Genomic DNA, 22,349 nt, shown 5'->3' on the forward strand with positions numbered 1-22,349 from the left:
TGTTGGTGGCTCTCAGGCTGCCTCGGCCTGAGCCTGGCGCGGACCTTCCTTCAGCGCACGCGCAATCAACCCGACCAGCAGATCCAGCTCGTCTTCGTCCATCGCAAAGTGCGGGGTGAAGCGCAGCGAATTTTCGCCGCCATGGATCACGTTGACGCCGCGATGGCGCAGCCACTCTTCGGTGGAACCGGCGCCATAGCACTTGAACTGCGGCGCCAGCTCGCAGGAGAACAGCAAGCCGGTGCCCTGCACCTTGGTGATCAAGCCACCCAGCTCGGACTGCAGTGCCTGCAGCTTGGCGATCGCCTGCGCGCCGCGGGCGCGGATGTTCTCGCGCACCTGCGGGGTGAACAACGCCAGCGTGGCGCAGGCGACATCCAGCGCACGCGGATTGGTGGTCATGGTGTTGCCATAGGTGCCCTTGCGGTATACCTGCGCGGCGTGTTCGGTCACCGCCAGCACCGACAGCGGATACTGCGCGGCGTTGAGCGCCTTGGAATAGGTCTCCAGGTCGGGTGGGTCGAGCTGCTCGAAGCCGGGGTAGTCCACCACCGACAGCACGCCGTGCGCGCGCAGGCCGGCCTGGATCGAATCCACCAGCAGCAGGCTGCCGTGCAGGCGGGTCAGTTCGCGCGCCGCGGCGTAGAACGCGGCCGGCAATGCGCGGCCCGGGTCGCCTTCGCCCATCACCGGCTCCAGGAACACCGCCTCGATGAACCAGTGATTGCGCGCGGCCTCGTCGAAGGCGCGCTGCAGCGCCGCCACGTCGTACGGCGCGATCGCGATCACCGAGTCTTCGTCGCGGTAGCTGGCCAGGTACTTGGTGTAGGTCTTGCGGCTGGAATCGGAATACAGACCGGGTCGGTCGGTACGGCCATGGAAGCTGCCCTTGACCACCACGCGCTTGATGCCGGCACCGGCATGGCGCGCGCCCGGGTCGGTGTGCAGCTTGGCATTGGTGTCGACGATGCGCGCGGCCAGGCCGACCGCCTCGGAACCGGAGTTGAGACACATGAAACGTGCGAACGGACAGCCGCCGCGGGTCTGGCCGATCTCCGCACGCAGGGCGCGGTCGAGCCGGCGTTGCGCCAGGCTGGGCGTCATCACGTTGGCCATCACCTGCGGACGCGCCATCGCCTGCAGCACCGGCGCAGGCGTGTGGCCGAAGCCGAGCATGCCGTAGCCGCCAGCGTCGTACAGCACCGCGCCCTTGAGCGTGATCACCCAGGGGCCGCGCGCAGCCAGCGCCACATATGGGGTCACCGCATCGTCGGCGTAGAAGTTGATGAAGCCGTCCTGCACCGCACTGATCTGGGCGTCTTCGTCCAGGTCCAGCAGGTCGGCGGCCTCCGCGCGCACCAGCGCGTACTCGGTGGCCGCGGCGTCGATGGCGTGTGCCAGATCCGGGTGGTTGGCGGCCAGACGCGCGATGCTGGCATCGTCCAGGCCATCGGTCAGGCGGCGGCCGGCATGGGCACGCAGCGGGGCGAGCGGGGCGAGGACGGACATGGCGCATCTCCTGCAAGGTGGCGTTCCCTTCCTATTATCGGCATGAGATCGGCGTTTGGCAGCGTGAATCCGGGCAGGAAGTCGGGTATTTTCGTCGAATCGACGAACCAATTGGGCAAAAGTGAAAATCACCCCCTCAGACGAACGCCTGCTGTCGCTGCTGCGCGAGGACGCGCGCGCCTCCACCGCGCAGATCGCGCGCCGGCTCGGGCTGTCGCGTACCACCGTGCAGAGCCGGATCGAAAAGCTCGAACGCGACGGCGTGATCAGCGGCTACACCGTGCGCACCCACGACGCCTACGAACAGGGCCGCATCCGCGCGCACATCCTGATCACCGTGCTGCCCAAGAAGATGCCTGCCGTGGTCAAGGCGCTGCGCGACATCCCGCAGGTGCGCCTGCTGCATTCGGTCAGCGGCGCCTACGACCTGATCGCCCTGGGCGTGGTCGGCGGCGTCAACGAGATGGACGTACTCACCGACGCCATCGGCGCGATCGACGGCGTGGAGCGCACGACGACGTCGATCATTTTGTCAACGAAGTTTGAGCGGTGAGGGAATCGGGAATCGGGAATCGGGAATGGGGAATGGGGAATGGGGAATGGGGAATGGGGAGAGCTTGATCCGGTGACCGGAGCCCTTACTGCGCAAAGCGGCCCGCTTTTACGATTCCCGATTCCCGATTCTCCATTCCCCCGCCGCAGTTACAATATCCGGCTCCTCAGCCAACACATCCTGCGGCCTTGAAGAAGTCCGATTTCAACTATTCGCTGCCCGACGAGCTGATCGCCCAGGCGCCGTTGGCCGAGCGCGCTGCCAGCCGCTTGCTGGTGGTGCCGCCGTCGCCGCAGGCGCTGGTCGACCGGCAGGTGCGGGATCTGCCCGAGCTGCTGCAGCCGGGCGATCTGCTGATCTTCAACGATACCCGGGTGATCCCGGCGCGGCTGTTCGGGCAGAAGGCCAGTGGCGGGCGGGTGGAAATCCTGATCGAGCGCCTGCTCGGCGAGCGCCAGGCGCGGGTGCAGATCGGCGCCAGCAAGTCGCCCAAGGCCGGCAGCTGGATCGCGCTGGACGCCGGCGGCCAGGCCGAGGTGCTGGGCCGCGACGGCGAGTTCTATCTGCTGCGCTTCGACATTCCCACGCCGCTGGAGCACTGGCTGCTGGAAGCCGGGCGCCTGCCGCTGCCGCCGTACATCCGCCGTGAGCCGGGAGTGGAAGACCGCGAGCGCTACCAGACCGTGTTCGCGCGTGAAGTCGGCGCGGTGGCCGCCCCCACCGCCGGGCTGCATTTTGACGAGGCGCTGCTGGCACGGTTGCGCGCGCGCGGGGTGGAGTTCGGCCATGTCACCCTGCATGTGGGCGCCGGCACCTTCCAGCCGGTACGCGTGGATGCGCTCGATCAGCATGTGATGCATACCGAATGGCTCAATGTCGGCGCCGCGCTGGTCGAGCAGGTGCGCCGCACCCGCGCGCGCGGCGGCCGGGTGATTGCGGTGGGAACCACGGTGGTGCGCTCGCTGGAAAGTGCCTGGCGCACCACCGATGCCGCGCCCGAGGGCGAACTGCTGCCGTTTGCCGGCGAAACCCAGATCTTCATCCTGCCCGGCTACCGCATCCGCAGCGTCGATGCGATGGTCACCAACTTCCACCTGCCCGAAAGCACGCTGCTGATGATGGTCTCCGCCTTCGCCGGCCGCGAGCGCATCTTCGCCGCCTATCAGCACGCCATCGAACAGCGCTATCGCTTCTTTTCGTACGGCGATGCGATGCTGCTGTGGGGCAGGGAATCGGGAATCGGGAATGGGGAATCGTAGGGCGGCATCCGCCGAACGATCAGCCACCTGCCAACCGCTCGTCCGATTCCCAAATCCCGAATCCCCAATCCCGGCCCTTCAATGTCCCGACTCCAGTTCCAGCTCCAAGCCACCGACGGCCATGCCCGCCGTGGGCGTCTGACCTTTCCGCGTGGCACCGTCGAGACGCCGGCGTTCATGCCGGTGGGCACCTATGGCTCGGTCAAGGGCATCCTGCCCGAGCAGATCCGCGCGCTGGGTGCGGAGATCATCCTGGGCAATACCTTCCACCTGTATCTGCGCCCGGGCCTGGATGTGATTGGCGATCACGGCGGGTTGCACGGGTTTGCGCGCTGGGACGGGCCGATCCTCACCGATTCGGGCGGGTTCCAGGTGTTTTCGCTGGCGCATCGCCGCAAGATCACCGAGCAGGGCGTGACCTTCGCCTCGCCCACCGATGGTGCGCGGGTGTTCCTGGGCCCGGAAGAGAGCATGCAGATCCAGAAGGTGCTCGATTCGGACATCGTAATGATCTTCGACGAATGCACGCCGTACCCGGCCACCGAAGAGGTGGCGCGGCGCTCGATGGAGCTGAGCCTGCGCTGGGCGCAACGCTCGCGGCAGGCGCATGACGGGCTGGGCAACGACGCGGCGCTGTTCGGCATCGTGCAGGGCGGGGTGCATCCGGACCTGCGCAGCCGCTCGCTGGACGGGCTGCAGGGCATCGGGTTCGACGGCTACGCCATCGGCGGGCTGGCGGTAGGCGAGCCGGAGCATGAGCGCAACGCGATGCTGGAACACCTGCATCCGCGCCTGCCGGCCGAGCGCCCGCGCTATCTGATGGGGGTGGGCCGGCCGGAGGATCTGGTCGAAGGCGTGGCACGTGGCGTGGACATGTTCGACTGCGTGATGCCGACCCGCAACGCGCGCAACGGGCATTACTTCACCTCCTTCGGCACCGTGCGCATCCGCAACGCCAAGTACGAGCGCGACCTGGACACCATCGAGCCGGGCTGCGGCTGCCATGCCTGCAGCAGCGGCTACACGCGCTCCTACCTGCGCCACCTGGACCGCTGCAACGAGATGCTGGCGCCGATGCTGGGCACCCTGCACAACCTCTGGTACTACGAGAAATTGATGGCCGACCTGCGTGCGGCGATCGCCTCGGGAACCTTTGCGCAGTTCCGGCGGTCCTTCTATGCGGCACGCGGCGCCAGCACGCCGCCGTTGCCGGGGGAAACCAGCTGAGACCGGCCGTCCGCGCCCCTTGCGCGGACGGTTTGGAACCTGCGTGGCATAATTCCCGGCTGTTCCGCTCCGGCGGTACCTGAATCGCGAGCGGCCGGTTGGCGCGCTGGCACCAAACTAGGATGCACTCAATGAATCTGCTCGATTTCCTGATCCCCGTCGCCCAGGCGCAGGCCACCGGTGGCGCGCCGGCGCCCGGCCCGATGGGAAGCCTGTCCACCTTCGCGCTGCCGATCATCCTGATCGCGGTCATGTACTTTTTGATGATCCGCCCGCAGATGAAGCGCCAGAAGGAGCACAAGTCGCTGCTGGACAAGCTGGCGCGCGGCGACGAAGTCATCACCTCCGGCGGCGTGGCGGGCGTGATCACCGAGATCGGCGACAACTTCATCACCGTGGAAGTGGCCGACAACGTGCGTATCCGTGTGCAGAAGAGCGCCGTGGGCCACGTGCTGCCCAAGGGCACGCTGAAGTCTGCCAACTAAGTGGCAACCAACCGCTGCGCTCACTGTCAGGTGGGCGCAGTCGGTGCCGCGAACCGGCGCTGACCGCGCCGCTCCGCGCGCACCGCCGCATCCACCTGACGACCGCTGGCGACATTGTGTTGGCCGCTTGAAGTCGTTCTCACTGCTAGGCGCGTCGCCGGGATGGCGTCGCGCGGGACTGTCGCAATGCTCGAATTTCCTCGCTGGAAGTATTTCCTGATCCTGCTGGTGCTGGCGGTCAGCGCGTTGTACGCGCTGCCCAACATCTACCAGAAGGACCCGTCCGTGCAGATCACCGCCAGCCGCGGTGCCAAGCTCGACGACGCCTTGCGCAGCCGTATCGACGCCGACCTCAAGGCCGCCGGCATCACGCCGAAGGCCGTCACCCCGGAAGGCGACAGCCTGATGGTGCGCCTGCCCAACCTGCAGGCACAGACCCGCGCCAACGACGTGCTGCGCCAGCAACTGGGCGAGAACTACACGGTGGCGCTGAATCTGGCCTCGACCGTGCCGGACTGGCTTGCCAAGCTGGGCGGCCGGCCGATGGTGCTGGGCCTGGACCTGGTCGGCGGCGTGCACTTCGCCATGCAGGTGGATCAGAAGGCTGCGCTGGAAAAGCGCCTGGACGGCTTTGCCGAAGACATCCGCACCACCTTGCGCGACGGCCGTATCGCCTATCGCTCGGTCGAGCGCCGCGGCGACAACAGCATCCAGGTCAGCCTGAGCGAAGGCGCCAGCGTCGACGCCGCGCGTACCGCGCTGGCCAAGTCGCAGCCGACCCTGACCTACGAGGTCAGCGGCCAGAACATCGCGGTCAAGGTGCCGGAGGCCGAACTCAAGCAGATCGCCAGCGGCGCGATCGAGCAGAACCTCACCACCTTGCGCAACCGCGTCAACGCGCTGGGCGTGTCCGAACCGACCATCCAGCGCCAGGGCGAGGACCGCATCGTGGTCGAACTGCCCGGCCTGCAGGACACCGCCGAGGCCAAGCGCCTGATCGGCGCCACCGCCTCGCTGGAATTCCGCGCCGTGGTCGAAGGCAATGCCGAAGACGCGGTGCGCAGCGGCAGCATCCCGCCCGAAGCCAAGGTCTACCGCGTGCGCGACACCGGCGCGCCGGTGCTGCTCAACAAGCGCGCGCTGGTGACCGGCGACCAGATGGTCAGCGCCAGCGTCAGCACCGACCAGAACGGCATGCCGGCGGTGGCGGTGACGCTCAACAACGTCGCCGGCCAGCGCATGCTCGACTACACCAGCGCCAACGTCGGCAAGCTGATGTCGGTGGTCTACATCGAGCGCATTCCCACCGTCAGCATGGTCGACGGCAAGGAAGTGCGCAGCGTGCGGGTCAAGGAAGAGGCGCTGTCGCCGACCCGCATCGCCGGCGTGTTCGGCAAGAACTTCCAGACCACCGGCCTGGAGAAGGTGGAGGCCGAGAACCTGGCCAAGCTGCTGAAATCCGGTTCGCTGGCCGCACCGATGGATTTCGTCGAGGAGTACGTGATCGGCCCGAGCCTGGGCGCGGAGAACGTGGAGCGGGGCGTCACCGCGGTGATCTACTCGTTCCTGTTCACGCTGGTGTTCTTCACCGTCTACTACCGCGTGTTCGGCGCGATCACCTCGGTGGCGCTGCTGTTCAACCTGCTGATCGTGGTGGCGGTGATGTCCCTGTTCGGCGCCACCATGACGCTGCCCGGGTTTGCCGGTCTTGCCCTGTCGGTGGGCCTGTCGGTGGACGCCAACGTGCTGATCAACGAGCGTATCCGCGAGGAGCTGCGACTGGGCGTGCCGGCCAAATCGGCGATTGCCGCGGGGTATGAGAAGGCCGGCGGCACCATCCTGGACGCCAACCTCACCGGTCTGATCGTGGCGGTGGCCTTGTACGCGTTCGGCACCGGTCCGTTGAAGGGCTTCGCGCTGACCATGATGATCGGTATCTTCGCCTCGATGTTCACCGCGATCACCGTATCGCGTGTGCTGGCGGTGCTGATCTACGGCCGCCGCAAGAAGCTGAAGACCGTCGCCATCTGAGATGCGAGTCCGGCCTTGCCCCCTGCAGCGCGCTGCCGGGGGCGGGGGATGAATCCCTTCGCAAGCGTTGCGCATCCTGACGGTGCGCAACGTCTAAACGGAAGATCTTTTCCATGAAATTGTTCCCGCTCCATCTCATTCCCAACGACACCAAGATCGACTTCATGCGCCTGCGCAAGCCGGTGCTGATCCTGATGCTGGTGATCGCGGTGGCCTCGGTCGGCGTCATCGTCGGCAAGGGCTTCAACTACGCACTGGAATTCACCGGCGGCACGCTGGTGCAGACCTCGTTCCAGAAGACCGTGGACGTGGATCAGGTGCGCGAGCAACTGGCCAAGGCCGGCTTCGAGAACGCCCAGGTGCAGAACGCGCGCGGCGGCAACGAAGTGATGATCCGCCTGCAGGCGCGCGAGCAGCACAACAACCGCGACGATGCCGCAAGCAGCGTCGCCGAAGAAGTGCGCAAGGCGGTCAGCACCGCGCAGAACCCCGCCACCGTGCAGCCGGGCGAGTTCGTCGGCCCGCAGGTCGGCAAGGACCTGGCCTTGAACGGCGTGTACGCCACCGTGTTCATGCTGGTGGGCTTTCTGATCTACATCGCCTTCCGCTTCGAGTGGAAGTTCGCGGTGGTCGCCAGCCTGACCGCCCTGTTCGACCTGCTGGTCACGGTGGCCTTCGTGTCGCTGACCGGCCGCGAGTTCGACCTGACCGTGCTGGCCGGCCTGTTGTCGGTGATGGGCTTTGCGATCAACGACATCATCGTGGTGTTCGACCGCGTACGCGAAAATTTCCGCGCGTTGCGGGTGGAGCCGCTGGAAGTGCTGAACCGCTCGATCAACCAGACGCTGTCGCGCACGGTGATCACCGCGGTGATGTTCTTCCTGTCGGCGCTGGCCCTGTACATCTACGGCGGCGAGTCGATGGAAGGCCTGGCCGAGACGCACATGATCGGCGCGGTGATCGTGGTGATCTCCTCAGTGATCGTGGCAGTGCCGATGCTGAGCATCGGGCCGTTTGCCGTCACCAAGCAGGATCTGCTGCCCAAGGCCAAGGACGTGGAGGCGCTGGCGCGTCGTCCCTGATCGCCCTCGATCTTCGATCACGACAAAACCGCGCAGTGCGCGGTTTTGTCGTTTTGGCGCATCGCGCAGGGCAGCGCAATAGCGTCGTAGGAGCGCGCCAGAGCGCGACCGGGCTTTATCGATAACGCCTCATCGCGCCCGGGTGCGCTCCTACCGGGTTGGGCGTAAATCCGCCGGACGCAGTCAGCCGATGCAATGCAATGCGTCGTAGGAGCGCGCCAGAGCGCGACTGGGCTTTATCGATAACGCCTGATCGCGCCCGGGTGCGCTCCTACCAAGCCGGACGAGCGCGCTGGCTGAATCCGCCGGACCCGGGTCGCCCCGTGCAGTGCGATATGTCGTAGGAGCGCGCCAGAGCGCGACGCGGGTTTATCGGGAATGCCTCATCGCGCCCGGGTGCGCTCCTACCAAGCCGGGCGAGCGCGCTGGCCGAATCCGCCGGACCCAGGTCACCCCATGCACTGCAATGCGTCGTAGGAGCGCGCCAGAGCGCGACCGGGCTTTATCGGGAATGCCTCATCGCGTTCGGGCGCGCTCCTACCGGGCCAGGTGAGTGCGCTGCACCGTCCTGCAACGCGCGCCCGGATCCTCGCGGACTCACAGATTCCAGTCGATCCGCATGCCTGCGATCAGCGCGTTCTTCAGATCGCTGGTGCGGGTGGGTTCGTTGAACTGGTCGGGGTTGATCACGTAATGCAGGTTCGGGGCGATGCGCAGGCGCTTGGTGACCTGGATGCCGTAGCTCAGCTCCATCATGATCTGGTTGTCGGCCGGGGTGCCGGTGCCGCCGGCCGAGGCGCGCGCCAGGCGCAGGTTTTCGATCGCCTCGTCGCTGTACTTCTGCTGGGTGATCACAAACGCAATGTTGTCCTGCGGGCGGCTGGCGAAGGTGCCTTTCTGCACCAGGCCCAGTTGCACGAAGTGGTCCTCGATCGCCTGGCCGCCGGTGCTCTTGAGGATGGCGCCGAACACGGTCAGGCCGCGGGCGCCGGACGGATCCGGGTTGGTGACCTGTTGTTCGAAACGCGCGAAGATGCCCGAGCGGCCCTGCTTGTTCTCGTAGCCCAAGCCGCTGAGCACTGCCGGGTTGCCGTTGCGGTCGCGCAGCGGGTCGGTGTAGTCGGAGTTGTCCTGCCAGCCGCCCAGTTCGTATATCGCAGCCATGCTGCCGTCGCCGCCCTTGTTCTTGTAGCCGACCGCGTAAGGCACCACCACGCCGGTGGTGTCGTCGGTGCTCCACTTCAGGCCGTGCTGGCCGTCCTGGGCCTGCACCGGGTTCACCTCGTAGGCGCCCACATGCACGTAGACCTTGGGCGTGACCCAGGCGGTGGCATGCGCGGCCCAACTGGACACCGGCCAGTAGGTGAAGTTGCTGGTGCGGAACACGAAGGTGGGATTGCCGCAGGCCGAGTTGCCCTGGAAGTACTGGCACAGGTCCGAGCCGAGGAAGTGGATGTTGGCCACGCTGCGGCCGGCTTCCAGTTCCAGGCGGTCGTCGAACAGTTTCTGCAGCAGGGTGAAGTTGGCCAGCCGGGTGCCCTGGCCGCCGTAGATTTCCTGCACCGAGGTGCTGTTGCCGATGCTGCTGTTGGCCAGGTTGGTGCCGTGGCGGTTGGTGACGTACAGCTTGACGGTGGCGCCGCCCCAGCCGAACAGGCGGTCCATGTCGACATCGGTGCCGACCATCAGCTGGCCGGCGTAGGCGTCGCCGTTCTTGCGGCCGCCATCGATCATCGAGGCGGCTTCGCCGGTGTAACCCAGCTTGAGCTTGAAGGCATCGGCGGCATCCTGCGCGTGGGCGAGCGGGGTCAGCGCCAGTGCCAGCGACAGGCACAGCAGGCGGGGACGGGCATGGCGGGGGGCGAGGACGGTCATGGCAGGACTCCGAACGAAGGAAGGCGTGGCCGGGTGGCGAACGCGACAGCTAGGGGATGGGCAAGCCGCCGGCGGCGCACGAAGGTGCGCAGCGCAGCGGTGAAACCAGTCAGGGGTGGAGAGGGGCGGCGATCAGGCGTGGCGCATGCGCGGGCGGCAAGCGCCAGTGGCGGGGTGGCCGAAGGTCAGGCGACCACGTCGGCCACCGGCTTCTTGAGCAGGCGCAGTGCCACCGCGGTGACCAGCACGCCGACCACCAGGGCCAGCACGTAATTCAGCAGGTGGGTCACCGCGTTGGGGATCAGCAGCACGAAGATGCCGCCGTGCGGTGCCTTCAACTCGGCACCGGCGGTCATCGAGATCGCACCGGCCACGGCCGAGCCGATCACCAGCGCCGGGATGGTGCGCAGCGGGTCGCGCGCGGCATACGGGATGGCGCCTTCGGTGACGAAGGCCAGCCCGAGCACGCCGGCGGCCGTGGCCGAGCCGCGCTCTTCCACGGTGAAACGGTTGCGGAACACCCAGGTGGCCAGCGCGATGCCCAGCGGCGGGGTCATGCCGGCGACCATGGCGGCCGCCATCGGGGTGTAGACCTGGCTGGCGATCAGGCCGGTGGAGAACGCATAGGCGGCCTTGTTGACCGGCCCGCCCATGTCGAAGGCCATCATGCCGCCGAGCAACAGGCCCAGCAGCAGCGCGCTGCTGCCCTGCATGCCGCGCAACCAGGCGGTGAGCCAGGCCAGCAGGTCCGCCACCGGTTGGCCGAACACGTACATCATCGCCAGGCCGACCAGCAGCGTGCCCAGCACCGGCAGGATCAGCACCGGCTTGAGCCCTTCCAGGTTGCGCGGCAGGCGGATGTAGCGGTTGAGCGCGGCCACGCCGTAGCCGGCGATGAAGCCGGCAATGATCCCGCCGAGGAAGCCGGCATTGAGGTTGGCCGCGACCAGGCCGCCAATCATGCCGGGCGCGATGCCGGGGCGGTCGGCGATGGAGTAGGCGATATAGCCGGCCAGCGCGGGCACCATCAGGGTGAAGCCGGCCTTGGCGCCGATCTGGAACAGCGACCAGGCCAGCGTGCCCTGGTGGGCATCGTCGCCGGCATAGATGCCGCCGAGTGCGAATGCCAGCGCGATCAACAGGCCGCCAGCGGTGACGAAAGGCAACATGAACGACACGCCGGTCATCAGGTGCTTGTAGGCGCCGGTGCGGCCGTTGCCGGTGTTTTCGGCCTTGGCGGCGCCCGCCACCGGCGCCGCGCCGCCGTGCACGCCGGCTTCGGCCAGCGCTTTCTGGATCAAGGCCGGGCCATCGTTGATGGCCGGCTTGGTGCCACTCTTGAACAGGCGCTTGCCGCCGAAACGGGCCAGGTCGACCTCGCGATCGGCGGCGATCAGCACCAGGTCGGCATCGCGGATTTCCGCGTCGGTCAGGGCGTCCTGTGCGCCGACCGAGCCCTGGGTTTCCACGCGGATCTGGTAGCCGAGTTTCTTCGCGGCCTGCTGCAGGCCTTCGGCGGCCATGAAGGTGTGCGCGATGCCGGTGGGGCAGGAGGTGATCGCGACGATGCGCTTGCTGCCGTTGCCCGCGCTGCCTGCGGCAGCCGATGCATTTGCGGCTGCCGGTGCGGCGAGCTGGTTCACTGCGGCGGCCGGGTCGTCCAGTACCGCGCCCAGGCTCAGCCGCAGCAGCTGCGCGTCGCCGAAGCGGGCGGTGTCGGCATCGGCGTCGCCGATCACCAGCACTTGGCTGGCGGCGCTGGCCAGGTCGCCCGGCAATGCGCCGAGCACGCCCTGGTCGCTGCGGATTTCGATCGTCACGCTGCGCCCGGCTGCGGTGGCCGCACGGCGCAGCGCTTCGGCCGCCAGGACGGCTTCGGTGCTGCGGTCGCCAGCGGCGATGACCACGATGGAAGAGGACATGCAAATCTCCTGCGTTGTTCGGTCGCCGGCAAGTGCCGGCGGGATACGTGGTGTCTTGCGCAAAACACCGGCGCGCTGCGCTGGCGCTGCCAGCGTTCGCGCCGGCGGTGGTGCTACGAGAGCGGGTCGATGACGATCTCGCCGGCGAGCTTGCGTACCTGCTGCGGGTTCAGCCGGCGCGCATCGCCGCTTTCCAGCCGGCTGACCGAGAACGCGGTCGCCAGCCGTGCGCAACTTTCCAGATCGGGGGAGTCGCCAAGCAGCGCGGCGGCCAGACCGGCCACCATCGCGTCACCGGCGCCCACGCTGCTGCCCTGCGCCAGGCGCGGCGGACGCGCGATCAGGCGCTGGTCGCGCTGCACGAACAGCGCGCCTTCGGTGCCCATCGAAATGACCACCAGCTGGATGCCGCGTGCGATCAGTTCGTGCGCGGCGGCGCTGAGGGCGGCGCGGTCGCTCAGCGGGCGGCCGGTCCAGGCCTCCAGCTCGTGCCGGTTCGGCTTGACCGCGTACGGCAGCGCCTGGCGTGCGGCACCGAGCGCGGCCACCAGCGGCGCGCCACTGGTGTCCAACAGCACGCGCGCACCGGCGGCGCTGGCCTGGGCCTGCAACTGCGCCCAGCTGTCGTCCGGCAGGCCGGCCGGCAGGCTGCCCGACAGCACCACCGGCAGGCCGGGGCGCAGCAGCGGGGCGAGGTGATCGGCCACGCCCTGCAGATGCGGCGGGCCCAGGCGCAGGCCGGGCAGGTTGATGTCGGTGGTGTCGTTGCTGCGCGCTTCGACCAGCTTGAGATTGGTGCGGGTCTCGCCGGCCACGCGTTGGCAATGATCGGCAATGCCGCGCTCGCGGAACAGCGCCTCGAACACGCCGGCATTGCCGACCCCGAGCACGCCGAGCGCGGCGACCTGGCTGCCCCAGTCGGCCAGACAGGCGGCCACGTTGATGCCCTTGCCGCCGGCATCGTTGCGCACGCTGCTGGCGCGATGCACCGCGCCAGGCTGCAGGCTGTCGAGCTGGATGGTCTGGTCGATCGCCGGGTTCAGCGTCACCGTGATGGCGTGCAGGTTCATGCCTGGCCCTCGCGCTGCGCTTCCAGTGCACGTACCTGCTCTGCGGTTTCGCAGTTCAGCGCCTGCTCGGCCAACTGCTGCAGCTGGCTCAGTGCGGCGCCGCGCAGGCGTGCCTTGACCGCCGGGATGTCGTTGGGCGTCATCGACAGTTCCTGCACGCCCAGGCCGGCCAGCAGGCTGGCGCCGAACGGATCGCCGGCCAAGCCGCCGCACACGCCCACCCAGCGCTGGTGTTTGCGCGCGCCTTCGATCGTGCTGCGGATCATGCGCAGCACCGCCGGATGCAGGCTGTCGGCTTCGGCGGCCAGCTCCGGGTTCTGGCGGTCGATCGCCAGCACGTACTGGGTGAGGTCGTTGGTGCCGATCGAGAAGAAATCCGCATGGCGCGCCAGCACGTCGGCCTGCGCGGCGGCGGCGGGCACCTCGATCATGATGCCGATCGGCACCTCGGGCGCGTCGAGTTCGGTGCGGATGCGCGCGCAGATGGCGCGCAGGGTGATCAGCTCCGGCACCGAGGTGATCATCGGGAACATGATCGACAGCCGCGCCCCGTCCTTGGCGGCGCGATACAGCGCACGCAGCTGCGGCTCGAGCAGGTCGGGGCGACGCAGCAGCAGGCGCGCGCCGCGCACGCCCAGGAACGGGTTTTCCTCATGCGGCAGCTCCAGATGCGCCACCTGCTTGTCGCCGCCGATGTCCAGTGCGCGCACGATCAGCGGGCGGCCATCCAGCGCCTGCGCCATCGCCAGATACGTTGCGTGCTGCTCGTCCTCGCTGGGCGTGCTGCCGCTTTCCAGGAACAGGAACTCGGTTCGCATCAGGCCGACGCCTTCGGCGCCCTGGGTCAGCGCCATCGCGACCTGGTCGGGCAGGTTGACGTTGGCGCCGATGTCGATGTGGTGGCCGTCGCTGGTGTCGGCAGGCAATGCGCGTTGCGCGGCTTCGCGTTCGCGGATGGCCTGCTGCTCGGCGATGTGCGTACGGGCCGCGTCCAGATCCAGCGCGGACGGGTCGATGTACAGCCGCCCGCTGCTGCCATCGATGATGGCGGTGACGCCGTCTTCGATATCCAGCAACTGGCCGCCGGCCGCGACCAGCGCCGGCAGGCCGAGCGTGCGCGACAGGATCGCGGTATGCGAGGTCGGCCCGCCTTGCGCGGTGGCCAGGCCGAGTACGCGCGCGGTGTCCAGGTTGGCTGTGTCCGACGGCGACAGGTCGCCGGCCAGCAGGATGCAGGGCTGCTCCGGCAGGTCGGCCAGGCCGGCGCCGGCGGCGGCCGGGTCGAGCTGGGCCAGCACGCGGCGGCCGACATCGCGCAGGTCGGCCGCGCGCCCGGCCAGCACCGGGTTGCCCAGTGCGGCCAGGCCCGAGGCGATCTGTTCCACCGCCTGATGCCACGACCACGCCACGCCATGGCCTTCGACCATCAGCTGGCAGGTGCGGGTGATCAGGTCGGTGTCGTTGAGCAGCTCGGCCTGGGCCTTGAAGATCGCCGCGTCCGAGGCACCGAGCCGGCGCTGGGTATCGTCCTGGATCGCCGCGAGCTGCTGGCGGGTGCGGGTCAGCGCGTCGTGCAGCAGCGCGCCGCCATCGCCCAGCCCGACCGGTTGATCGGCGACCTCGGTCTGCGCCGCACGCAGCCGGTGCACGATGCCGATCGCCACGCCCGGGCTTGCGCCGATGCCGACGATGGCCGGCTGCGCCTGCGGCGGCGTCCAGCCGACCACCGGCGCGGCGCGGCGTTGCGCGGCGCGTTCGGCATCGGCCTTTTCCTGCGCGGTCAGGCTGTCCATCACTGCGCGCAGGCGCTTGAGCAGCGCACCCGCATCGCTGCCTTCGGCCGAGACGGTGATGCTGTCGCCGGCACGCAGGCCCAGCTGCAGCAGGCCCACCAGGCTCTTGGCATCGGCGGCCTGGTCGCCGGCGCGCACCTGGGCGCGTGCCGAGAAACCGCGCGCCGTCTCGGCCCAACGGGTGGCCGGGCGGGCGTGCAGGCCGCTGGGGTAGGCGATGGTCCACTCGAATGTTTCGGCCAGGTCGGTGGCCGGTGCGGCGCTGGTGTCGGGCGCGCGGTCGCCGGTCAAGGCCGCCACGATCACGCCCGGGTCGTCGGTGGTGAACAGCGCTTCCAGCTGGGCCGGGTCCTGGATCAGGCGGGTCAGCCGGCGCAGCAGGGTGATGTGGGTGTCGGACTGGGCGGCGATGCCGACCACCAGCCGGGTGGTCTGGCCCGGGTTCCACTCCACGCCCTCGGGCAACTGCAGCACGGCGATGCCGTCGCGGCGAACCAGGTGGCGGTCTTCGCCGACGCCGTGCGGGATCGCCAGGCCGTGGCCGAGGAAGGTATTCGCCAGCCCTTCGCGGCGCCGCATGCTGGCGTCGTAGCCCGGCGCCACGCAGCCGGCGGCGACCAGTAACTGGGCGGCCTGCGCAATGGCGTCGTCCTTGTCGCGGGCATGCGCACGCAGGCGCACGAGTTCGGGAGTGACGGGGGCTGGCGACGGAGAGGACAAGACGGACTCCGGGTAGGGACGGGCTGGGCAGTATAGTGGGAACGTTCCCACGTTCCAGGTCAATGTGCGCTGCACAAAAACGTTGTAATGCTTTCGGGTTAGCATCGAATCAGAGACAGCGCCCGGCATCGGGTGCGCAAATGGAGCGGGAACGGTCCCAGTGAGTATCAGCATCAATGACGTGGCCCGGGTGGCCGGGGTTTCCAAATCGACGGTCTCGCGCGCGCTGGGCACCGGCCCGGTCAGCGAGGAGGTACGCGCCAAGGTCGAGGCGGCGGTGCGACAGACCGGCTACCGGCCCAATCTGATGGCACGGCGCCTGCGGTCCCAGCAGTCCGGCATCCTGGGGGTGATCGTCGCCGACATCCGCAACCCGTACTTCACCGCGCTGATCCGCGCGGTGGAAGATGTGGCCTATCGCGCCGGCATGCGCGTGACCCTGTGCAATACCGACGAAGACCCCGAGCGCGAGGCGCTGTACCTGCAATTGATGCAGGAAGAACGCATCACCGGGCTGATCTTTGCGCCGACCCGCAATACGGTCGGGCGCATGCACGAACTGGTGCTGGATTATCCGACCGTGCTGGTGGACCGCGCCGGGCCCGGCAGCCGCTACGACAGCGTGGTGCTGGATAACGCCGCGGCCATGGGCGAACTGGTCGCGCATCTGCAGGCGCAGGGGTATCGGCGCATCGGCGGGTTGTTCGGCACCAGTACCACCGCGACCGAGCGCCGCAACGGTTATCTGGCCGCGATGGCTGCGCCAGGGCTGGCGCCGGCCTACCGCGAAGTGGCGCCCACCGCCGAAGCGGCGATTGCCGAAGTCGGCCAATGGCTGGCCAGCGCAGACCGGCCCGACGCCATCGTCACCAGTAACAGCCTGCTGTTGATGGGTGCGCTCAAGGCCGCACGCACCGCCAGTCTGCGCATCCCCGACGACCTGGCCCTGGCCGGCTTCGACAACGAGCGTTGGACCGACTTGGTCGAGCCGGGCATCACCGTGGTCGAACAACCGGTCGAGGACATGGGGCGCGCGGCGATGTCGCTGCTGCTCGAACGCCTGGCCAGCCCGCAGCTGCCGATCCGTCGCATGGTGATGACCGGGCGCTGCGTGGTGCGCGGCTCCACTGGCGCGCGCCCGCGCATCTAACCGCCCTCGTCGTAGGAGCGCACCCGGGCGCGAGGGGCGTTACCGGTGAGGCCCATCGCGCCCAGGTGCGCTCCTACGATGGCGTGGCGGCTGTCGCGGATCATGCTGTGCGGGTGCCAGCCGGTACGTGGTGCAGGCCTCGCCCAAGCACGCCATGCCCCCAATCCCTGCCATGTCGTAGGAGCGCACCTGGGCGCGAGGGGCGTTACCGGTAAGGCTTGTCGCGCCCGGGTGCGCTCCTACGGGAGATCACGGGCGCGCGAACAAAAAAGCCCCGGCATTGCCGGGGCTTTTCGTTCTGCGCCGTATCCGGGATCAGCGATCCGGACGATGCGGGCCCGAGTCGTTCTGCGCGAGCAGGTATTGCTTGGACTGTTCATCCAGCTTGTCGCCCAGCATGCGGCGCACCACCACGAAGAACAGCGGGATGAAGATCACGCCGAGCACGGTGGCGAACACCATGCCGCCGATCACGCCGGTACCGATGGAGTGACGCGAGTTGGCACCGGCACCGGTGGAAATGGCCAGCGGCAGCACGCCCAGGATGAAGGCGAACGAGGTCATCAGGATCGGGCGGAAGCGCAGATGCGCCGCCTCCAGCGTCGCCTCGCGCAGCGTCTTGCCTGCCGCACGCTGCTCCACCGCAAACTCCACGATCAGGATCGCGTTCTTGGCCGCCAGGCCGATCACCGTGATCATGCCGATCTTGAAATACAGATCGTTCGGCAGGCCGCGCAGCATCGAGAAGGTGATCGCGCCCAGCACGCCGATCGGCACCACCATCAGCACTGCCACCGGAATCGACCAGCTCTCGTAAAGTGCGGCCAGGCACAGGAACACCACCACCACCGACAACGCGAGCAGCAGCGTGGCAGCGTTACCGGCGATGATTTCCTGGTACGACATGCCGCTCCAGTCGAAGCCGAAGCCCGGCGGCAGATCGTTGTTGACGATCTCTTCCATCGCGCTCATCGCCTGGCCGGAGCTGCCGCCCGGCGCCGGGTTACCGACCAGGTTCACCGCCGAATAGCCGTTGTAGCGGTTCAGTGCCGGCGAGGCGTAGGTCCAGTCGGCCTTGACCACATTGCTCAGCGGAATCATCCCCGGCTGACCATCGGCACCGGTGGCCGTGGCGCTCGGGCTGAAGAAGCTGCGCAGCGACTCCGGGCCGGTACGGAACTGATCGTCGGCACGGATGTTGACGCGCTTGATGCGGCCTTCGGCGAAGTAGTCGTTGACGTAGACCGGCGCCAGCATCAGCTGGATCGAGCTGTAGATGTCGCTGACGTCCAGCCCCATCGACTGCGCCTGCACACGGTCCACATGCAACTGCAGCTGCGGCGAGTTTTCCAGGCCGTTCGGACGCACGCCCACCAGGGTGTCCTGCTTTTCCGCCGCCTTGCCGAGCACGATGTTGCGCGCCTGGGTGAGGGCTTCCTGGCCTGCGCCGGAGCGGTCCTGCAGCCACATGTCGAAACCGCCGAACTGGCCCAGGCCCTGCACGGTGGGCAGGTTGACCACGAAGATCTGCGCGCCCTTGATGCCGTAGAAGGCACCGTTGAGCTGCTGGATCAACTCTCCGGCGGTGACGTCGCGCTCGTCCCACGGCTTGAGCCGGATGAAGCCCATGCCGACGTTTTCGCCCGAGCCCAGGAAGCTGAAGCCGGCAATCTGCAGCATGCCTTCCACGGCCGGTTGCTTCTCCAGGACCGCGCGCATCTGCGCAAAGGCCTCGTTGGTGCGGATCTTGGTCGCGCCCGGCGGCAGCTGCACGATGGCCACCGCAAAGCCCTGATCTTCTTCCGGCAGGAAGCTGCCCGGCATGCGGGTGAACAGGAAGCCGCACAGCACCACCAGCACCACGAACACGATCATCCACGGCGGCGAGCGCTTGAGGGTGTGGCCGACCACGCCGACATAGCGATGCGCCAGCTTGTCGTAGTACTTGTCGAAGGTGCGGTAGATCCAGTTCTTCTTGGTCGAATGGGTCGACTTGAGGAACGCGCCGCATAGCGCCGGGGTGAAGCTCAACGCCAGGAACGCGGAGAACCCCATCGACATGGCGATGGTCAGCGCGAACTGCTTGTAGATCGCGCCCGAAGCGCCGGGTTGCAGCGAGGAGGGGATGAACACCGCCGCCAGCACCACGGTGATGGCCACCACTGCGCCGGTGATCTGGGTCATCGCCTTCTGCGTGGCCGCCTTCGGCTCCAGGTGTTCCTCGCTCATGATGCGTTCGACGTTCTCGATCACCACGATCGCGTCGTCGACCACGATGCCGATCGCCAGCACCATCGCAAACAGCGTCAGCTGATTGATGGTGAAGCCGATCATGTACATGCCGAAGAACGTCCCCAGCAGCGCGACCGGAATCACCAGCGTCGGAATCACGGTGGCGCGGAAGTTCTGCAGGAACAGCAGCATTACCAGGAACACCAGCACGATGGCTTCCACCAGCGTGTGGATCACTTCCTCGATGGAGATGCGCACGAAGGTGGTCGATTCGTACGGTGCAAACCAGGTCACGCCCTGCGGGAAGGTCGGCTGCAGTTCGTCGAGCTTGGCACCGACCGCCTCGGACACGTTCAGGGCGTTGGCGCCCGGCAACAGCTGGATACCGAAGGCACCGGTGGGCTTGCCGTTGTACTGGGTGTCGAAGCCGTAGTTGCTCGGCCCTACGGTGACCCGTGCGACATCCTTCAACCGCACCGTGGCGCCGTTGTTGTCGGTGCGCAGGATGATGTTCTCGAACTGGTCCGGCGAGCTGAAGCGGCCCTCGGCCGAGACCGTGGCGGTGAAGCTGATGCCTTCCGGGGTCGGGTCGGCGCCCACCGAACCGGCCGCGAATTGCACGTTCTGGTTACGCACCGCGGTCAGCACCTGGGTCGCCGACAGGTTGTAGCCCTGCAGCTTCTCCGGGTTCAACCAGATGTTCATCGCGTACTCGGCGCCGAACTGGTTGGTGCTGCCCACGCCGGGCACGCGCGAGATCTGCTCGAGCACACGCGAGCCGACGATGTCGTTGAGCGCATCGCGGTTGATCGACGGGTTGTCCGAGCGCAACGCGGCCACCATCAGGAAGCCGGCGTTGGCCTTGGCCACCACCACACCCTGCTGGGTGACTTCCGAGGGCAGGCGCGGCGTGGCCAGCGACACCTTGTTCTGCACCTGCACCTGCGCGATATCCGCGTCGGTGCCGGTTTCGAAGGTCAGCGTGATGGTCACGCGGCCGTTGGCGGCCGAGGACGAGTTGAAGTACAGCAGGTGATCGATACCGGTGAGCTGCTGCTCGATGACCTGGGTCACCGCTTTTTCGGCGGTATCGGCGCTGGCGCCGGGGAAGTTGGCGGTAACGGTGACCTGCGGCGGGGCGATCGTGGGGTACGACTCGATACCCAGATTCAGGATCGAAATCACGCCCGCAAGCGAGATCAGGATCGCCACCACCCAGGCAAAGATCGGGTGTTCGATGAAAAACTTAGGCATGTCCGGGTTCCGTTACTGCTGCTTGGACTGGGAGTCGGACGGCTGCGCCGCAGCGTCCGGCTTGGACGGTTCCTGCGCGGCCGGTGCCGCTGCATCGGCCTTGTCGGCTGCCGGTGCGGCCTGTGCGCCGCCACCCTGGGCGGCGGCCGGAGCTGCGCCCGGTGCGCCCGGCTGGCCGCCCTGCGCCGGCTTGTTCGGATCCCACGGCACGCCCTTGGCCGGCTGGCCTTCCTTCGCCTTCTGCACGCCGTCGACGATCACCTGGTCGCCCGGGGTCATGCCCGCGGTGACGATCCACTGGCCCTTCTGCTGGCCATCGACAGTGAGATTCTTGCGCACCACCTTGCCGTCCTTGCCCAGCACCAGCGCATAGGCGCCGGTGGCATCGCGCTGCACGGCCTGCTGCGGTAGCAGGTAGGCGTTGTTGCGCTGGCCCAGGCTGGCCTTGAAGGTCACGAACGCACCCGGCAGCAGGGCCTGTTCCGGATTGGGCAGGGTCGCGCGCAGCGACACCGCACCGGTGCTCGGGTCCACCGTCACTGCCGACACATCCAGCGTACCCGGGTGCGGGTATTGCGTGCCGTTGCCCAGTTCCACGTTGATGGTGGACTTGCCATCGCCGCTGAGCTGCACGTTGCCGCTGCTCTGGGCCTGGCGCAGGGCGGCCAGTTCTTCGCTGCTCATCGCAAAGTTCACATACAGCGGGTCGATCTGATCGACCGTGGTCAGCAGGGTCGCCTCACCCGAGCCCACCAGCGCACCTTCGGTCACGCGCTGGATGCCGGCGCGGCCGGTGATCGGCGAGGTCACGCTGGCAAAGCCGAGCTGGATGCGGGCGGACTCGACCTGGCCGCGCGCCTGTTGCACGCTGGCGCCGGAAGAGCGCTCGGTGGCTTCGGCGTTGTCGATGTCGGCACGCGACACGTACTGCTGCGGGGCCAGGCTGCGCGCACGCTTGGCGGCGACCTGGGCGTTGGCGTAGGTCGCCTGGGCGGCGGCCAGCTGGCCTTGCGCCTGCAGCAGCGTGGCCTTCAGCGGGGCCGGGTCGATCTCGAACAACGGCTGGCCTTCCTTGACGTCGGTGCCTTCGGTGTACAGGCGCTTGAGCAGCACGCCGTCGACACGTGCGCGCACGTCGGCCGAGCGGAATGCCGACAGGCGGCCGACCAGGTCGCGTTCCAGCGGCAGGGTCTGCGGCTTCATCTCCAGCACCGACACTTCCGGCGGCGGCGGCGCCTGCTGTTGTTCGGGCTTGCTGCAGGCAGCCAGCGCCAGGGTGATGGCACAGGCCAGGCCGAATGTGCGAAGCGGGGCGATCATCAGGAGGAACTCCGTTAGGGTCTTGAAGTGAGAAAGGAAAGCGGGGACAGCGAAGGCGTGGCAGCAACCGCGGCAAATGCACGCAGGAAGGTGTCGACAGCGAACTGCGCCCACTGCTGCCTGGCGGGGAGGCCGGCGCGGTGGGGAACCTGAAAACGTTGCCGGTCGAAATCCAGACCGACGATCATGCTCAACAGCAGTTCGGCCATACAGTGCGGATCGTCATGGCGCAGCTGGCCGGCTTGCATCGCTTGTTGGAAGCGCTGCGCCAGGCGCTGCTGCATGCCGACGACTCCGTCCTGGAAGATCTGCTGCGACTGATCTGGGAACCGATGCGATTCGGCCTCCACCAACCGGCAGGTCTGTAACACATCGGGGCGGTTCAGGCGGTCAAGGTGGGCCAGCGCGAAGGCCAGCAGATCCTCGCGCAACTCGCCCGAGTCGGTGCCCAGCGGCACCGTTGCCAGATGCACATGGTCCTGAAGCACGTCGCGCAGCAGGTTTTCTTTACAACCGTAGTAACTGTAGAGGGTCTGCTTGGAGCAGCCGGCACGCGCGGCCACCGCGTCCATGCTCAGCCGCATGCCGCGCTCGGCAAGCAGCGTATGCACAGCTGTATGGATGCGGCGATCGCAGTCCGAGCGCCGGGCAGCACGGTGGGAACGGGGGGTCATGGCGGTAGACTATACCGTCCAGTTTAGTTTTTAAACAGACTTGACGCTCGCGGTCATGTCGATGCACGCCTTATGCCCCGGGCGCCCGGCCGGACTTTGCCGGGTGTGGCGGTCCGGCGTGCGCTTGTGCAGGGGCCAATCCGGCGACGCCGGCAGAATGCCAGTCGGGGAGGGTGCGTTGACGCTGCACCCG

Annotated in this window: 15 protein-coding genes; 7 read left to right on the forward strand and 8 right to left on the reverse strand. The window is 67.7% G+C overall.

All coding sequences use genetic code 11. From position 1 onward, the window contains the following. Nucleotides 1–12 precede the first annotated feature (12 nt). Nucleotides 13–1,509 carry an aminotransferase class III-fold pyridoxal phosphate-dependent enzyme gene (locus tag FHT08_RS06375; RefSeq protein WP_166774588.1) on the reverse strand — a complete coding sequence of 499 codons (1,497 nt, stop codon included), beginning with the start codon at nt 1,507–1,509 and terminating at the stop codon, nt 13–15. Nucleotides 1,510–1,630: 121 nt separating this feature from the next. Between FHT08_RS06375 and FHT08_RS06380 the strand changes: the two genes are divergently transcribed. The 6 genes from FHT08_RS06380 (at nt 1,631) to secF (ending at nt 8,146) form a co-directional block, all read left to right on the forward strand. Beyond that, nucleotides 1,631–2,062, forward strand: coding sequence for an Lrp/AsnC family transcriptional regulator (locus FHT08_RS06380; RefSeq protein ID WP_016903291.1), 432 nt, complete (start codon nt 1,631–1,633; stop codon nt 2,060–2,062). 188 nt (nt 2,063–2,250) lie between these two features. Then, nucleotides 2,251–3,321 (forward strand): tRNA preQ1(34) S-adenosylmethionine ribosyltransferase-isomerase QueA, encoded by a 1,071-nt coding sequence (gene queA, locus FHT08_RS06385; protein ID WP_166774589.1) that lies wholly within the window; start codon nt 2,251–2,253, stop codon nt 3,319–3,321. Between the two features lie 81 nt (nt 3,322–3,402). Continuing rightward, a complete protein-coding gene (gene tgt, locus FHT08_RS06390) occupies nt 3,403–4,548 on the forward strand; it encodes a tRNA guanosine(34) transglycosylase Tgt (protein WP_104537004.1) in 1,146 nt (381 codons plus the stop codon). A 131-nt stretch (nt 4,549–4,679) separates the two neighbouring features. Then, nucleotides 4,680–5,033: a preprotein translocase subunit YajC gene (yajC, locus tag FHT08_RS06395; protein WP_104606451.1), complete on the forward strand. Its 354-nt coding sequence runs from the start codon at nt 4,680–4,682 to the stop codon at nt 5,031–5,033. 186 nt (nt 5,034–5,219) lie between these two features. Further along, nucleotides 5,220–7,064 (forward strand): protein translocase subunit SecD, encoded by a 1,845-nt coding sequence (gene secD / locus FHT08_RS06400; RefSeq protein ID WP_166774590.1) that lies wholly within the window; start codon nt 5,220–5,222, stop codon nt 7,062–7,064. 113 nt (nt 7,065–7,177) lie between these two features. After that, nucleotides 7,178–8,146, forward strand: a complete 969-nt coding sequence (gene secF, locus FHT08_RS06405) for a protein translocase subunit SecF (protein ID WP_104537010.1) — start codon at nt 7,178–7,180, stop codon at nt 8,144–8,146. Between the two features lie 597 nt (nt 8,147–8,743). Here secF and FHT08_RS06410 read toward each other — a convergent pair. From FHT08_RS06410 to ptsP, 4 genes are all read right to left on the reverse strand, one after another. Further along, the gene (locus tag FHT08_RS06410; protein ID WP_166774591.1) at nt 8,744–10,021 is read right to left on the reverse strand and encodes a carbohydrate porin; all 1,278 of its coding nucleotides are present in this window, start codon (nt 10,019–10,021) and stop codon (nt 8,744–8,746) included. Between the two features lie 185 nt (nt 10,022–10,206). Further along, nucleotides 10,207–11,943: a fructose-specific PTS transporter subunit EIIC gene (locus FHT08_RS06415; protein WP_166774592.1), complete on the reverse strand. Its 1,737-nt coding sequence runs from the start codon at nt 11,941–11,943 to the stop codon at nt 10,207–10,209. A 113-nt stretch (nt 11,944–12,056) separates the two neighbouring features. Then, the gene (pfkB, locus tag FHT08_RS06420) at nt 12,057–13,013 is read right to left on the reverse strand and encodes a 1-phosphofructokinase (protein ID WP_104537014.1); all 957 of its coding nucleotides are present in this window, start codon (nt 13,011–13,013) and stop codon (nt 12,057–12,059) included. Continuing rightward, complete coding sequence (gene ptsP, locus FHT08_RS06425) at nt 13,010–15,526, reverse strand: phosphoenolpyruvate--protein phosphotransferase (protein ID WP_166774593.1); 2,517 nt, start codon at nt 15,524–15,526, stop codon at nt 13,010–13,012. The genes pfkB and ptsP overlap by 4 nt, the downstream gene beginning before the upstream one ends. Nucleotides 15,527–15,686: 160 nt before the next feature. On the opposite strand from ptsP, the gene FHT08_RS06430 reads away from it, so the two are divergent. Further along, nucleotides 15,687–16,676 carry a LacI family DNA-binding transcriptional regulator gene (locus tag FHT08_RS06430; protein ID WP_166774594.1) on the forward strand — a complete coding sequence of 330 codons (990 nt, stop codon included), beginning with the start codon at nt 15,687–15,689 and terminating at the stop codon, nt 16,674–16,676. Nucleotides 16,677–16,991: 315 nt separating this feature from the next. On the opposite strand, the gene FHT08_RS06435 is transcribed toward FHT08_RS06430, so the two are convergent. Genes FHT08_RS06435 through FHT08_RS06445 form a run of 3 tightly spaced genes read right to left on the reverse strand, consistent with a single transcriptional unit; the run spans nt 16,992 to nt 22,156 of the window. Beyond that, on the reverse strand, nt 16,992–20,162 hold the full coding sequence (locus FHT08_RS06435; protein WP_166774595.1) for a multidrug efflux RND transporter permease subunit: 3,171 nt from the start codon (nt 20,160–20,162) through the stop codon (nt 16,992–16,994). A 12-nt stretch (nt 20,163–20,174) separates the two neighbouring features. Then, a complete protein-coding gene (locus FHT08_RS06440; protein WP_166774596.1) occupies nt 20,175–21,482 on the reverse strand; it encodes an efflux RND transporter periplasmic adaptor subunit in 1,308 nt (435 codons plus the stop codon). Between the two features lie 14 nt (nt 21,483–21,496). Beyond that, nucleotides 21,497–22,156 carry a TetR/AcrR family transcriptional regulator gene (locus tag FHT08_RS06445; protein ID WP_104537024.1) on the reverse strand — a complete coding sequence of 220 codons (660 nt, stop codon included), beginning with the start codon at nt 22,154–22,156 and terminating at the stop codon, nt 21,497–21,499. Between the last annotated feature and the right edge of the window lie 193 nt (nt 22,157–22,349).

It is taken from the genome of Xanthomonas sp. CFBP 8151, assembly GCF_011761885.1.
Classification (GTDB): Bacteria; Pseudomonadota; Gammaproteobacteria; order Xanthomonadales; family Xanthomonadaceae; genus Xanthomonas; species Xanthomonas arboricola_B.